The 14565-nt window shown below is 73.4% G+C and carries 14 protein-coding genes; 3 read left to right on the top strand and 11 right to left on the bottom strand.

Going from position 1 to position 14565, the window contains the following annotated elements:
• Window positions 1-352 precede the first annotated feature (352 nt).
• Entirely contained in the window at window positions 353-1639 is a 1287-nt protein-coding gene (gene aspS, locus KSK32_RS03425) for an aspartate--tRNA(Asn) ligase (protein ID WP_216928385.1), read from the top strand.
• Between the two features lie 689 nt (window positions 1640-2328).
• Here the strand turns inward: aspS and KSK32_RS03420 are convergent.
• The 3 genes from KSK32_RS03420 to KSK32_RS03410 form a co-directional block, all read right to left on the bottom strand.
• A complete protein-coding gene (locus KSK32_RS03420; protein ID WP_216928384.1) occupies window positions 2329-2721 on the bottom strand; it encodes a VOC family protein in 393 nt (130 codons plus the stop codon).
• A gap of 5 nt (window positions 2722-2726) precedes the next feature.
• Window positions 2727-3368, bottom strand: coding sequence for a lipoyl(octanoyl) transferase LipB (gene lipB, locus KSK32_RS03415; protein ID WP_216928383.1), 642 nt, complete (start codon window positions 3366-3368; stop codon window positions 2727-2729).
• Window positions 3369-3438: 70 nt separating this feature from the next.
• Window positions 3439-5250, bottom strand: a complete 1812-nt coding sequence (locus KSK32_RS03410; protein WP_216928382.1) for a DUF2079 domain-containing protein — start codon at window positions 5248-5250, stop codon at window positions 3439-3441.
• Between the two features lie 174 nt (window positions 5251-5424).
• On the opposite strand from KSK32_RS03410, the gene KSK32_RS03405 reads away from it, so the two are divergent.
• Entirely contained in the window at window positions 5425-6666 is a 1242-nt protein-coding gene (locus KSK32_RS03405) for a PHB depolymerase family esterase (RefSeq protein WP_216928381.1), read from the top strand.
• 28 nt (window positions 6667-6694) lie between these two features.
• Here KSK32_RS03405 and KSK32_RS03400 read toward each other — a convergent pair whose 3' ends face one another.
• From KSK32_RS03400 to KSK32_RS03365, 8 genes are all read right to left on the bottom strand, one after another.
• Window positions 6695-7594, bottom strand: a complete 900-nt coding sequence (locus KSK32_RS03400) for a TIGR01777 family oxidoreductase (protein ID WP_216928380.1) — start codon at window positions 7592-7594, stop codon at window positions 6695-6697.
• Between the two features lie 93 nt (window positions 7595-7687).
• Window positions 7688-8110 carry a type II toxin-antitoxin system VapC family toxin gene (locus tag KSK32_RS03395; protein ID WP_216928379.1) on the bottom strand — a complete coding sequence of 141 codons (423 nt, stop codon included), beginning with the start codon at window positions 8108-8110 and terminating at the stop codon, window positions 7688-7690.
• Window positions 8100-8369: a type II toxin-antitoxin system Phd/YefM family antitoxin gene (locus KSK32_RS03390; protein ID WP_289256485.1), complete on the bottom strand. Its 270-nt coding sequence runs from the start codon at window positions 8367-8369 to the stop codon at window positions 8100-8102. The genes KSK32_RS03395 and KSK32_RS03390 overlap by 11 nt, the downstream gene beginning before the upstream one ends.
• 72 nt (window positions 8370-8441) lie before the next feature.
• Entirely contained in the window at window positions 8442-9452 is a 1011-nt protein-coding gene (locus KSK32_RS03385) for an aldo/keto reductase (RefSeq protein ID WP_216928378.1), read from the bottom strand.
• Between the two features lie 11 nt (window positions 9453-9463).
• Window positions 9464-10411, bottom strand: coding sequence for an LLM class flavin-dependent oxidoreductase (locus tag KSK32_RS03380; protein ID WP_216928377.1), 948 nt, complete (start codon window positions 10409-10411; stop codon window positions 9464-9466).
• Between the two features lie 126 nt (window positions 10412-10537).
• A complete protein-coding gene (locus KSK32_RS03375) occupies window positions 10538-11416 on the bottom strand; it encodes an oxidoreductase (protein WP_216928376.1) in 879 nt (292 codons plus the stop codon).
• Window positions 11417-11489: 73 nt separating this feature from the next.
• Window positions 11490-12824 (bottom strand): low temperature requirement protein A, encoded by a 1335-nt coding sequence (locus KSK32_RS03370; RefSeq protein ID WP_216928375.1) that lies wholly within the window; start codon window positions 12822-12824, stop codon window positions 11490-11492.
• 45 nt (window positions 12825-12869) lie between these two features.
• Entirely contained in the window at window positions 12870-13436 is a 567-nt protein-coding gene (locus KSK32_RS03365; RefSeq protein WP_216928374.1) for a TetR/AcrR family transcriptional regulator, read from the bottom strand.
• Window positions 13437-13585: 149 nt separating this feature from the next.
• On the opposite strand from KSK32_RS03365, the gene KSK32_RS03360 reads away from it, so the two are divergent.
• Window positions 13586-14530 carry an SDR family NAD(P)-dependent oxidoreductase gene (locus KSK32_RS03360; RefSeq protein WP_216928373.1) on the top strand — a complete coding sequence of 315 codons (945 nt, stop codon included), beginning with the start codon at window positions 13586-13588 and terminating at the stop codon, window positions 14528-14530.
• Window positions 14531-14565: the final 35 nt, after the last annotated feature.

Genomic DNA, 14565 nt, shown 5'->3' with positions numbered 1-14565 from the left:
GAATCGCTGTGACACCGGACACCAGGGGCGAAAAAACCCGGTCACAGCGTGGCGGGTGCGGTGCTAGCGTGCCGGGCAGAGCTGTGACGGAGCCGAGTAACGGGCCGATCCGCCAGTCGAGAGAGCCGCCGGTTGCTGCGAGGCGGTCTGGCGCCGGCCCGCGAAGACCCTCCCGAGCTGCGGGAAGAACGGCGCGTCGCGCCCAGTAGAGCCCGCCCGGCTGGCCCCGGAGAAAAGGCGACGAACGAGGCTCCCGCTTCGGCGGGGGCGAAGGTGTGGTGGCACCGCGAGGTTCCCGCTCGCCCACACCTCCCTGGGGATCGCGTTGCGATTGGTCAAGGAGGTAGTCGTCGTGCAACGCATCCTGTCCACCCAACTCCCCGCCCACGTGGGCGCCACCGTGCGGCTCGCCGGTTGGGTCCACCGCCGCCGGCTGCTCAAGTCGGTGGCCTTCCTGATCCTCCGCGACGCCGCCGGGCTCGCCCAGGTGGTGGTGGCCGCGCCCGCCGTGCGGGAGCAGATCGAGACGCTCACCGAGGAGACGGTCGTCGAGGTGGTCGGCACCGTGGTCGCGAACCCCGCCGCGCCCGCCGGGGTCGAGGTCGTCGAGCCGACGGTACGTCCGCTCGGGCCGCCCGCCGTCCCGCCTCCGTTCGACCTGTACCGGCCGGTGCTCGCCGCCACCCTGCCCACCCAGCTCGACCACGCGCCGACCGCGTTGCGGCACCCGAGCCGATCCGCCGCGCTGCGGATCTCGGCGGCGGCCGTGTCCGGCTTCCGGGCCACGCTCGACGGGCAGGGCTTCGTCGAGGTGCACACGCCGAAGGTGGTCGCCTCCTCCACCGAGAGCGGCGCGAACGTGTTCGCGCTGGACTGGTTCGGGCGGCCCGCCTACCTGGCCCAGTCGCCGCAGTTCTACAAGCAGCTCATGGTCGGCGTCTTCGAACGGGTCTACGAGGTGGGGCCGGTGTTCCGTGCCGAGCCGCACGACACGGTGCGCCACCTGGCCCAGTACACGTCGCTCGACGTCGAGCTGGGGTTCGTGGCCGACCACCGGGACGTGATGGCGGTGCTGCGGGACACCCTGGCCGGGATGGTGGCGACCGTCGGCGACCGGGCCGGCGGCGCGCTGGCCACGCTCGGCGTGACGGTGCCGGCGGTGCCGGCCGAGATCCCGGCGGTGCACTTCACCGAGGCGCTGAAGATCGCCGGAGCGCCGCCCGACGAACCCGACCTGGCGCCGGGGCACGAGCGGGCGCTGGGGGAGTGGGCACTCCGCGAGTACGGCAGCGACTTCCTCTTCGTCACCGGGTACCCGATGGCGAAGCGCCCCTTCTACACCCATCCGGACCCGGCCCGGCCCGCGTACTCGAACGGTTTCGACCTGCTGTTCCGGGGCGTGGAGCTGGTGACCGGCGGGCAGCGGCTGCACCGGCACGCCGACTACCTGGCCGCCCTGGCGGCGCGGGGCGAGCCGGTGGAGCCGTACGCCGGGTACGTGGACGCGTTCCGGCACGGCATGCCACCGCACGGCGGTTTCGCGATCGGGCTGGAGCGGTTCGTCGCGCGGCTGGTCGGCGCGGCGAACGTCCGGGAGGTGACCGCCTTCCCGCGCGACCTGCACCGCCTCACGCCCTGACGGCTGCGCGGCTTGCTCCGCGCCGGCCCCGGTGGCGGGCCTGCTCTGCCGGTCCCGCGATCTTGCACTTGAGGCCCTCACCGTCTGTATCGCAAGACAGGCATTCCGTTGTGTGGGATTCGTGGAGATCTTGGCAGGAAAAGGCCCATACAGGGGCCGTTTGGTTCCAAGATCTCTCCGAGCCGAGAGCCGGGAGCCGGCCGCGTGGTGCGGCGATCTTGGAGTTGTGGCGTCCTCCGGGAGCGGCTCGTTCTGGTCGCCGAGAGTTATGAGAGGTTGCTCAGCCCCGCGGCCACGCTCGGTGAGGATGGATCCGGGAGGGCTGGGATGCCCTGGGTGCCGGTGGATTGCGTTGAGCTGGGGTTATGGCGAAACGCCCCCGGGAGGGACGGAAGGGTGTCTCCGCACTTTGCTCTGCAGCCAAGAGCGCAACGGTCGACCGAGCGTGACCGTTGCGGATCCGGCTGCAGAGCAAAGTCGGCGCGAGGTTATCTGCCGCGGATGCGTGCCTTGTCACTCGCCGTGACCGAGGGTGGGGTGGGTGGTCGTGGTCCTGGGCCGGCGGCGATCCGGGCCGGACGGCCGCTGCGCACCGAGCGGATGCGCGGTGGGCGGGGGCGGGGGCACGCGGATGGACCAGGCGGCGGCGAGGAGAAGGGTGGGCGAGGACACGAGGGGAAGGGGAGCGGTCAGGCCGCGCCGAGTAGGTCCCAGGGGTTTCCGGCGATGTCGCGGAACACCGCGACCCGGCCGTACGGCTCGGTGCGGGCCGGCCGGACGAACTCGACGCCCGCGTCGAGCATCCGCCGGTACACCGCCTCGAAGTCGTCGACCTGGAGGAAGAAGCCCACCCGGCCGTGGGTCTGGTCGCCCACCGCGCCGGCCTGGTGCTCCCCGTCCGCCCGGGCCAGCAGCAGGCCGGTGCCGCCGTCCGGCGGGCGTACGACCACCCAGCGCTTGGGCCGGCCGTCGTTGGTCAGCGAGGGCTTGTCCTCGGCCAGCTCGAAGCCGAGCACCTCGGTGAAGAACGCGATGGCCGGGTCGTACTCGGCCACGACGAGCGTGACCAGGTCGAGCCGCACCTGGCTCAGACCCGCGTCAGCGTCGGCAGGTGCCGCTCGACCACGGGCAGCACGTCGGCGACGGTGATCGGCCGGCCCAGCTCGGCGCTCAGCGAGGTGACCCCGGCGTCGCGGATGCCGCAGGGCACGATCCGGTCGAAGAAACCCAGGTCGCAGTCGCAGTTGACGGAGAAGCCGTGCAGCGTGACCCCGCGGGCCACCCGGATGCCGATGGCGGCCACCTTGCGGGCCGGCCCCCTGTCGTCCTCCGGCACCCACACGCCGCTGCGCCCCTCGACCCGGCCGGCGGCCAGACCGAACTCGGCGCAGACGTCGATCAGCAGCTGCTCGGTGCGCCGGACGTACGCCACCACGTCGACCGGGTCGGGCAGCCGGACGATCGGGTAGCCGACCAGCTGCCCGGGACCGTGCCAGGTGATCTTCCCGCCGCGGTCCACGTCCACCACCGGGGTGCCGTCCATCGGCCGGTCCCACGGCTCGGTGCGCTTGCCGGCGGTGTAGACGCTGGGGTGCTCCAGCAGCAGCACCGTGTCGCCCTGCTCGCCGGCCACCACCGCCTCGTGCAGCCGGCGCTGCTCGTCCCAGGCGGCCTGGTAGTCGAGCAGGCCGGCGCGGACGGCGGTCAGCCCGGAAGTCGTCACGCTCACCCGTCCAGCCTAGTCCCGCCCTCCGGGAACCGGGCCCGTGAGCCTCGTCGCCATCGCGCCGCGGCGACGATCAGTCCGGCACCCGCCACAGCCAGACGTCCTCCACCCGCTCGGGCGGGCCGAGCAGCGCGGTGGCGGTGCGCCGCAGCGCCTCCTCGTCGACGTCGTACTTGGCGCCGTGCACCCGGTCCGGCAGCACGACCGCCCGTACCCCCCAGTAGCGCAGGTCCGCCCGGGACTGCTGAATGCTGCCGTCGGTGATGATCGGCACCAGCCCGGTCTTTCCGGCCTGGTCCATCAGCGAGTCGAAGGTGCGTGGCACCGGGCCGATCCGGCCCCGGCCCTCCGGCCCGCCCGGCCCGAGGAAGAAGCCGGCCGGGATGCGGAACTCACCCTGCCGGTGGGCGAGCGCGTACGCCTGCCACCGCTGCCCGTCCGGGTAGACGTCAACGGTCAGCGGCAGCGGGGTCAGCACCCCGTCGGGCGGGACGTAGCGCTGCCAGGCGCCGCTGGTGATGAACACCGGGATCGGTTCCCGGACGCTGGTCAGCAGCGGGGTGGGCACCAGCGGCAGCAGCGCGACGACGAAGCCGAGCGTCCAGGCGAGCCCGCCCACCCGGTGCCGTGGCGGCCGGGCGCGCAGCGTGTCGATCGCGTACGCCAGCAGCAGGCCGATGACCGGCGCGACGACGAGCGCCAGCCGGGACGGCAGTGCCGCGTTGATCACCGGCAGGTTGTCCAGCACCCCGAACGGCAGCGTCTGGTCGAGGCGGCGGCCGTTCCACTTCACCGTCGGCCCCCAGGACAGCACCGCGAAGACCACGGCGGTCACCCCGAGCGCGGCCAGCGTGGCCCGGAACGCCCGGTCCGCGCGCCACCACAGCAGCGCGAAGCAGGCGACGGCGAGCACGAGCAGCGGTACGCCGAAGAACGAGTTCTCCTCGGTCGGGTTGGGCGCCAGCGAGGTGCCCCACCCGGCCCAGCCGGCCAGCGACCGGCGCGGGTACGACCCGTACGCGGCGATGTCCTCGGAGTGGATCAGCGGGTCGAATCCGGTGCCGTGGAATCGTTGCGGTCCGAGGAAGTGCAGCCACAACGGGTACGCCAGCAGCGCCCCGGCGACGAGCGCGGTCACGCCGAGCCCGGCGGCCAGCCGGGGCAGCGCGGCACGTACCTCGGACCGGCGGGCCGGGTGCAGCGCCCACGCCACGAGGAACACGCCGAGCGCCAGCGCGGTGAAGAAGAGCCCCTCGGCGGCGATCGAGAAGGCGACCGCGACCAGCAGGCCGAGCACGATCCCGCCGGTGACCGCCCGGCCCGGACGGCGAAGCCGGAACACGCCCCAGACCAGCAGCGGCACCAGCCAGCCGGCGGTCCAGTTCAGGTGCGCGTTCGCGTGCGACACCATCGCCGGGCAGAAGGCGATGAACAGCGCGCCCACGCCGGCGGCCAGCCGGCTGCGCACCAGGTGCCGGCTGAGCAGCCAGTACCAGGCCACCGCCGTCGCGGCCAGGTTGAGCGTGAGGATCACCAGGAACGTCGCGGGCGGCCCGATCAGGTACGTCAGCGGCGCGAAGACCGCCGCGTACACGGTGATCGAGGTGTTGACCGCGAGGTTCACCCCGTCCGGGACGTTGATCAACGTGGTGTACAGCGGGTTCTGTCCGTGGGTCAGAGCGTGCCCGCCGAACGCCAGCAGCCACTCGAACAGCGCCTGGTCGCTGGAGTTGACGGTGATCGCGCGGCTGTTCGGATCCCGCCACATGCCACTCGTCACCCAGAGGGCCAGGGTCAGTGCGGCGAGCGTGACCAGCAGGTCGGCGCGCCGGTCGCGGACGCGCGCCGGCGCCGGGCCGGCGGCCGGGGACGGGGAGGAGGGCACGCAGCGGACGTTACCAACCGGACCTGGGCAGACCGCCCGGACACGGAACTCGCCGCACACTTCGGTGGCCGTGAATGTGTGAGTGGCGGCCATTCCGGTGTGACGAAACACAGCCGTAACGTCTCGGCAACTCGGAGGTGACTCAGTTCACATTCCACGATCGGGAGGTCCCCCGTGCCCCGCTCCTCATCCCTCATCGCCCGCGTCGCCGGGGCGGCGGCCGGGGTCGTGCTGGCCGCGGCCACCGCGCTGGTCGCCGCCCTTCCCGCCCAGGCCGCCTCACTGACCCAGGTCACCGGGTTCGGCTCCAACCCCGGCAACCTGGCCATGTACGCGTACCGCCCGGACGGCCTGCCCGCCGGTGCGCCCGCCGTGGTGCTGCTGCACGGCTGCGTGCAGAACGCCTCGACGTACGTCGCCAACTCCGGCTGGCAGAAGTACGCCGACCAGTGGAAGTTCACGCTCATCGCGCCGCAGCAGCCCAGCGGCAACAACGCCAACTCCTGCTTCAACTGGTTCGAGACCGGCGACACCGCGCGCGGCCAGGGCGAGGCGCTGTCGATCAAGCAGATGGTCGACTACGCCAAGAACACCTACGGCACCGACGGTGCCCGCGTCTACGTCAGCGGTCTCTCCGCCGGGGGCGCGATGAGCGCCACCATGCTCGCGACGTACCCGGACGTCTTCGCCGCCGGCTCGATCATCGCCGGCATCCCGTACCGCTGCGCCACCAGCATGATCAACGCGTTCAGCTGCATGAACCCGGGCGTGAACAAGACCCCGGCGCAGTGGGGCGACCTGGTCCGCGGCGCGTACTCCGGCTACTCCGGCAAGCGCCCCCGGGTGGCGATCTGGCACGGCACCAGCGACACCACTGTGGCCACCGCGAACGCCGTCGAGTCGCGGGACCAGTGGACGAACGTGCTGGGTGTCTCGGCCACCCCGACCAGCACGTCCACGCTGCCCGCCGGCACGAGCCTGGAGGTGTACGGCAGCGACCAGGTCCGCCTCTACCGGGTCTCCGGGATGGGTCACGGCACCCCCGTCGACCCGGGTTCCGGCGCGGACCAGTGCGGCGCCGCCGGGGCGTACTTCCTGGACACCATCTGTTCGACGTACCGGGACGCGGTCTTCTTCGGGCTCGGCGGTGGCGGCTCCTCGCCCAGCCCGACCCCGACGGCGACCGCGTCGCCCAAGCCGACCGCGTCGCCCACGCCTTCGCCCACGCCCACGCCGACCAGCGCGCCGGTCTGCGTCACCGCCAGCAACTACGCGCACGTCGTGGCCGGGCGGGCCTACCAGTCCGGCGGATACGCCTACGCGCTCGGCAGCGGGCAGCGGATGGGCCTCTACAACACCTTCTACACGAGCACGCTGAAGCAGACCGGACCCGCGTACTGGGTGATCGGCTGCTGATCCGCCACGCCGCGCCGCCCTCGCCGGGTCACTCGGCGAGGGCGGCGCGCAACGCGCCGGGCAGCTCCGGGTGCGTCCAGGAGAAGCCCGCCCTGCCGAGCACACCGGGCAGCACCCGCGCGCTGGTGAGCGCCTCCTGCGCGAAACCGCCGAGCGCCACCTTCAGCGCCACCGCCGGAATCGGCATGATCGCCAGGCGGTGCAGCTGCCGGGCCAGTTCCCGGGTGAACTCGGCGTTGGTGACCGGCGCCGGGCCGACCACGTTCACCGGGCCGGCCACGTCGCCGCGGGCCAGCAGGAACGTCGCGGCGTCGAGCCAGTCCCGCATCGAGATCCACGGCAGCCACTGCCGCCCGCTGCCCAGCTTGCCGCCGACGCCGAGCCGGAACGGCAGCAGTTGCGGCTTGAGCAGGCCGCCGTCGCGGTGCAGCGGCAGGCCGGTACGCAGCCGCACCACCCGTACCCCGGCGTCCTCGGCCGGCCGGGTCGCGGCCTCCCAGACCCGGCAGACGTCGGCGAGGAACCCCTCACCCGCAGGTGCCTCCTCGGTGACCGCCCGGTCGCCGGTGTTGCCGTACCAGCCGACGGCGGAGGAGTTCAGCAGCACCGTCGGCCGGTCGGCGGCGGGCAGGCCGGCGATCGTGATGGCGAGCGTGGTGGTGCTGTCCACCCGGCTGGTCCGGATCAGCTTCCGGTACTCGTCGTTCCAGCGCTTGTCGCCCACGCCCGCGCCGGCCAGGTTCACCACCGCGTCGGCGTCGGCGACGCACTGCGGGTCGAGCTGCGCGGCGGACGGGTTCCACTGCCGTTCGGCGGGGGTGCGTGGCGGGCGGCGGACCAGGCGGGTGACCTGGTGGCCGTCGCCGGTGAGGCGGTCGACCAGTCGGGTGCCGAGGAAACCGGACGCGCCGGCCATGAGGATCCGCATGCTCATATCTTCGAGTACGGAACGCGATTCGGATGCGTTGAGCGAAATCACTCACTCGTCACGCCCGACCGGTTGCGTACCGGCCGCCCGCCCTCAGCCGGTCGGCCTGCTGACCGGATGCAGGGTGATCAGACCGTCGAGCCCGAGGAAGTCGGCGGGGTTCGTGGTGTAGAGGGGAAGCGCGTTGGCGTGTGCGACGGAGGCGATCATCAGGTCGGCCACCCGGCGGCGCGTTCCCCGCCCGGCGGCGAGCACCGCCGCCGAGAACAGGCCGAAGGCCCGCGCCGCCTCGGCGTCGAACGGAAGCGGCTCGAACGTGGCCTCGACGTGTTGCAGGACGCTCATCCGGCGGGCGCGCTCGCGCGGATCGTCGGTGAGGTGAGGACCGGCCGAGAGCTCGGCAAGCGTGACCGCGCTGATGACCATCTCGTCGGGCAGTTGCGCCCCGTCGAGTCCGCCCAGATGGATGACGATGTTGGTGTCGATCAGTCCGCGGGCGGGGAGGTCACCAGTCACGGCTGGGCAGCTCCTGGTCGAGCGCGGCGTCGAGGTCGGCCCGGAAGCGTGCCTCGTCCAACCGGGGGGCGCTGGCGAAGGCCGCGAGAACCTCGGCTCGCGGCACGAACGTGCGCCGCCGGATCGGGATCAACCGCCCGATCGGCGTGCCGTTGCGGGTGATCGTGAAGGACTCTCCGCGCTCGACTCCGCGCATGATGGCGCCGGAGTCGTTGCGTAGCTCGCGTTGGGTGATCTCGCGGTGAGCGTGCTCGGCCACACCGGCAGCCTACCGCCTGTGTGCTACGAGGTGCTACAGGTCTGCGGTGGCTCGCCGGTGCGGCCGAGCCGATCAGGCGTCGGCCGGGGCGGTACGCAGGTCGGCGAGCAAGCGTTCCACCTCGGCGAACGCGTCCTGCGGCAACGGCCCGTACGCCAGCGCGCCGAGGTTCTCCTCCGCCTGCGCGACGGTGCGGCAGCCGGGGATCGGCAGGGTGTGCGGGCTGCGGGCGAGCAGCCAGCCGAGCGCGCCCTGGGCGAGGGTGCGGCCGTCGGCGGTCAGCGCCTCGCGGACCCGGGCCACCCGCTGCGCCCACTCGGCGCGCGGTACGCCACCGGTGAACCAGTCCAGCCACTCCGGGGCCACGCCGCGCACGTCGTCGCCGCCCCGGGCGGTGGGCGCGTCCTGGTACTTCGCGGTGAGCAGGCCCATCGCCAGCGGCCCCCGGTTCAGGGCGGCCAGGTCGAACTCCGCGCAGACCGCGAGCACGGCGGCGTTGTCCCGCAGCACCGACTGGTCGTGCTGGATCGCCGCGCAGTGCGGTCCCGCCTCGGCGAAGGCGCGCGCCGAGGCGGGGTCGTCGGTGCTCCAGCCGTACGCCCGGATCTTCCCCTCGGCGACCAGGTCCTCCAGGGTGCCGACGAGGTCCAGCGCCCGCGGCACCGGCAGGCCGCCCAGGTGGAGCTGGTAGAGGTCGACGTGGTCGGTGCCGAGCCGGCGCAGCGAACCCTCCAGGCTGCGCCGCGCGTAGTCCGCGGTGGCGTCCTCGCCGCGGGCCTGCCGGGTCTCCTCGTCGGTGGGGTAGCCGAACTTGGTGGCGATGACCGCCTGGTCCCGGCGGCCGGCCAGCGCCCGTCCGAGCACCCGCTCGCTGTGCCCGGCGCCGTAGTTGCTGGAGGTGTCGAACAACGTCGCGCCCAGCTCCAGGGCCCGGTGGACGGTACGCACCGACTCGTCGTCGTCCACCTCGCCCCAGCCGAGCGGTTGGGTGCCGTCCCAGAGCGGACCGCCGATCGCCCAGCAGCCCATGCCGATCGCGCTGACCTCGATGCCGCTGCGGCCCAGCCGTCGTGTCGTCGTCATGCGCCAAGTGTTCACTTTCGAGCGTGCTCGAAGTCCAGCTCTTTTCCCGCCAGTCGGGGCAGGAGCGGGGCGAGCGCCTCGACCGCTCCGGCGCGTACCACGAAGCGGGTGACGCCCCAGCGGCGCCGGTGCCCGGCCACCGCCGCGACGATCTCGTCGGGCGTCCCCGCCAGCACGAACGGGGTGGCCAGCACCTCCGCCGGGGTGAGCCCGGTCTCGGCAGCCGTCCCGGCGGCGGCCGCCCCCGCGTCGTCGGTGACGGCGACGTGCTGGACCAGCGCCTCCAGGACCGGCGGCGTCTCCCGGCCGGCCGCTCCGGCCGCCACCTGCGCGAGCTGCGCCTCGATCTGGTCGGCCCGCCACCTGACCTCGTGCTGGTGGCCGTCGGGCAGCGTACGGCCGAAGCCGGCCAGGCCGACCACGTCGGCGTGCCTCCCGGCCCAGCGCAGCAGCGTCGAGTTGGACGTGCCCACCGTCAGCGGGATGCGGTCCTGGACCGGCCGGGGCCGGTCGAGCCGTGCCGTGTACGCGGTCAGCTCCTCGGTGTCCACAGTGACCTCGTCACCGGCCAGCAGCGCCCGTACCGCCTCGGTCACCGCGACGCAGCGGCGGACCCGGCCGGCGACGTCCGGGCGCTCGCGCCCGACGGCCCGCCACTCGGCCGGCGTGTGACCGGCGCCGACGCCGAACCGGGCCCGCCCGCCGGAGACCACGTCCAGGGTGGCCACGTCGGCGGCGAGCAGGACCGGCTCCCGGACGCCGGCATTGGAGACGTACGAGCCGAGGCCCAGCGTGCTGGTCACCGCCGCCGCGGCGGCCAGCGCGACGAACGGCGACGCGCAGGCGCCGGGGTGGTCGGCCGCGAACAGCGCGTCGAAGCCGGCCGCCTCGACGGTGCGGGCCAGCTCGGTCCAGCTCGCCGCGTCGGTGGGCTGGGCCTGTACGGAGAAGGTCGCCATCGCCTCAGCATCGGCGCGCGTCAGGTCGCCGGCCACCCCGCACGCGCCGATTCTGCCGACGGCCGAACGGTAAGGAAGGGCCCCCTATTAACGCCTGAGGAGGTGAAAGGGCCCCTTCTTAACTCCTCACACGGCGTCGAGCCGGGCCAGGTCGGCGGGGGACAGGCGCAGCCCGGCGGCGGCGACGTTCTGCTCCAGGTGCGCCGGGTCGCCGGTGCCGGGGATGGCCAGCACGTTCGGGCCCCGGGCCAGCGTCCAGGCCAGCCGGACCTGGGCCGCCGTCACGCCGTGCTCCCGGGCCACCGCGTGCACCTCGGCGTGTTCCCCGCCGGTGGCGCCGGCCTCGCGGCCGCTGGTGACGATGGAGAAGAACGGCACGAAGGCGGTGCCGTGCGCCGCGCAGTCCCGGATCAGCTCGTCGTGCTGACGGCGGTAGCCCAGGCCGTACGAGTTCTGCACGCACACCACCGGCGCGACGGCGCGCGCCTCGGCGACCTGGTGCGGGCGTACCGCGGAGACGCCGAGGTGCCGGATCAGACCGGCGTCGCGCAGCTCGGCCAGCGCGCCGAAGTGCTCGGACAGCGGTTCCGGACCGTGCACCCGCAGGTTCACCACGTCCAGGTGGTCGCGGCCGAGCTGGCGCAGGTTCTCCTCCACCTGCCCACGCAACTGGTCCGGCCGGGCCGCCGGCAGCCACTGCCCGGACGGATCCTTGCCGGGGCCGACCTTGGTCACGATGACCAGATCCTCCGGGTACGGCCACAGCGCCCGGTTGATCAGCTCGTTGGCCGAGCGCAGCGGCGAGAAGTAGAACGCGGCCGTGTCGATGTGGTTGACGCCCAGCTCGACGGCGCGACGCAGCACGGCGACGGCCCGGCCCCGGTCCCTCGGGCTGCCGTCGGCGTTCGCGGTCAGCCGCATCGCGCCCAGGCCCATCCGGTTGACGGTCAGGTCGCCGAGCTGCCAGGTGCCGGCCGCGCCGGCGTGGACGGTGTCGATGGTCATGCGGTCCCCGTATCCCTCGTCTGCGGCCCCGGTGCGGGGCCGACAGGTACCACGGGGGCGGCGGGCGAGTGGTTCACCCGTTCTCATCGCGGTCCCCGGGTTTCTCGTGCCAGCGGGCCCGCCAGGCCGCCTCGTGCGCCTCGTGGCTGGTGCGCTCCTCGAAGACCAGCTTGCGCAGCGCCTGCCGGCTCTCGGCGAAGACGATCACCTCGACGGCCACCATACCCACGGTGACGGCGGTGAGTATGCCGAGCGCGGCCAGCCCCGGCACCCGTTCCGCGACCGGGATGGTCACGCCGAGCAGCAGCACCGTGCCGACCCGGGTCCAGCTCAGCGTGCGCAGGGTGCGGAGCTGGAACAGCATGTTGCCGCAGAGGTAGCAGATGACGCCGCCGTACAGCAGCGGCACGCCCGGACCGTGCGCCGGCTCGCCCGGCGGCACCTTCGGGTCGGCGATCTCGTGCACGATCGTCTCGGCGCCGAGCGCGAACAGGATGATGCCCGCGATCATCGGGAGGAACAGGTACGCGTACGCGTCGCGGGCCATCGCCACCCGGGGACCGTCCCGCGCCGCGTGCAACGCGATCCGGGCGGCGGGTCCGACCATGTCGTAGTGCGCCCACCAGAGCGCGGCGGTGAAGAAGATGCCGAGCACCGCCGCCGCCACGGCCGGCCAGGTGGGCGGCTGGCCGAGCAGATTGCTGCCCACGCCGACGGAGATGACCGATTCGCCCAGGGCGATGATCAGGATGAGGTCGTACCGCTCGGTCCAGTGTTCGGCCGACGCGACGCCCCAGCCCCAGGTGCCGGCGAGCATGCCGGTGCCGTACTGGAGCAGGACGACCCCGGCCCACAGCACGTCCCGGACCACCGCGGCCGAGAACAGGTCGTCGATCTTCGGTGGCAGCAGCGCGGCGACCAGCAGCAGCGCGGTGCTGCCGATCACCTCGGGAGCGAAGCGGATCAGTTGCCGGCGCTCGTTCGGGCTGTCCCGCACGGCGTGCCGGTACAGCAGCAGGTGCACCAGCCGCAGGACGGTGTAGCTGAGCGCCGCGACCATCGGCCCGGCCTCGTTGCCGCGCGGGTCGCGGAACGCGTGCGGCAGCGACAACGCGAAAGTGAACAGCGCGGCCATGCCGACGGTCATGAGCACCGGGACGAAGCCCTCGCCGAGGCGTACCCGGGTGGCGACCACGCTGTGCACCACCCACGACCACCAGAGCACGGCGAGGACCAGCAGCGCATGCAGCAGCGCCCCGCCGGTCACCTGGAGCGCGGTGGCCCGGGTGATGATGAAGAACGAGAAGACGAAGACCAGGTCGAAGAAGATCTCGAACCGGTCGACGCGGGCGCCCGGGGCCACCGGCACGGCCGGCCCCAGGCGCCCCCGCCACCCGTACGAGCCCACCGGCCGAGTCTGTCAGCGCCGGTCCGGGCCGGGGGCCGATTCCGGTCAGCCCGGCCGGTGCCGCAGCCCGTCCATCAGCAGGTCGAGCAGGCGTCCGGCCTGAGCGCGCTGGTCCGGCTCGCCGGCCACCAGGGAGATCCCGCTGAGGCTGGCGAGCACGTCGGTGGCGGCGACGTCGGCGCGTACGACGCTCGCGGCGGCGCCCGCCGCGAGCAGTTCCCCGAGCGCGGCGAGCAGCCGGTCGCGGCTCTGCGCGTACGGGTTGGCGCCAGAGGCGATGACCAGCCGCAGCGCGTCGGCCATGCCCCGCTTGGTGGCGAGGTAGCCGACGAACCGGTCCATCCAGGCGCGCAGCGCCGCGTCGGCGGGCTGGGCCGCGAGCAGTGCCGGGGCGGCGTCGCAGAGCTTCTCCAGCTCGTTGCGGTACGCCGCCTCGATCAGCGCCTCCCGGCTCGGGAAGTGGCGGTAGAGCGTGCCGATGCCGACGCCGGCCTCCTTGGCGACCCGGTCCAGCGTTATCTCCGGGCCGTCCTGGGAAAACGCCTGGACCGCGGCGTCCAGCAGCCGCTGCCGGTTACGCAGCGCGTCCGCGCGCAGCGGTCGGTCGGGCACTGGCCCTCCTCCTTCGACCGGGTCGCCGGCCCGGCACGGTGGTAACCGGAGGCTCCTCCGGTTGTGCTGGCGGAGTAACGGAGGATCCTCCGCTTCTCAGCGTAGCGGGCGGACACACCGGTCCGCGTCGCCGTCGACAAGGATGGACCATGACCAGCTCGACACCAGTCACCACCCCGTTCTCCGCCGAGACCACCGCCCTGGAGGTCGTCCGCGACCTGGACCTGACCGGCCGCCGGGCCGTCGTCACCGGCGGCGCCTCGGGGATCGGCGTGGAGACCGCCCGCGCGCTCGCCGCCGCCGGAGCGGACGTCACACTCGCCGTCCGCAACACCGACGCCGGTCAGCGCGCCGCCGACGACATCACCGGCACCACCGGCAACGACCGGATCCTGGTCGCGCCGCTCGACCTCGCCGACCTCGCCTCGGTGGCCGCGTTCGTCAGTACGTGGGACGGCCCGCTGCACATGCTCGTGAACAACGCCGGCATCATGGCGTCGCCCGAGATGCGCACCGAGCAGGGCTGGGAGATGCAGTTCGCGACCAACCACCTCGGGCACTTCGCGCTCGCCACCGGGCTGCGCCCGGCGCTCGCCGCGGCCGGCGGCGCGCGGATCGTCTCGGTCAGCTCGGCGGCGCACCTGCGCTCGCCGCTGGAGTTCTCCGACATCCACTTCCGGCAGCGGCCGTACGACCCCTGGCTGGCGTACGGGCAGTCCAAGACCGCGAACGTGCTGTTCGCGGTGGAGGCGACCCGCCGCTGGGCCGAGGACGGCATCTACACCAACGCGCTGATGCCGGGCGCGATCCGGACCAACCTCCAGCGCTACATCACCGAGGAGGAACTGGCCCGGATGCGTGCCCAGAGCGGCGGTGGCGCGGCGTCCTTCAAGACCCCGGAGCAGGGCGCGGCGACCTCGGTGCTGGCCGCCACCTCGCCGCTGCTCGACGGCGTCGGCGGCCGGTACTTCGAGGACTGCCAGGAGGCCGGTCCGAACCAGCCCGGCACGCGCACCGGCTGGGCCGTGTACGCCCGCGACCCGGAGGCCGCCGAGCGGCTCTGGACCGTCTCCGAGGATCACCTGCGCGGCTGACCCGCGGAAACGAGAAGGGGGCGCGCGGCCTGTCG

It is taken from the genome of Micromonospora sp. WMMB482, from assembly GCF_019038635.1.
Classification (GTDB): Bacteria; Actinomycetota; Actinomycetes; order Mycobacteriales; family Micromonosporaceae; genus Micromonospora; species Micromonospora marina.
The sequence above is the reverse complement of the archived record's forward strand: the minus strand, read 5'-3'. Positions and strand labels throughout refer to the sequence as shown.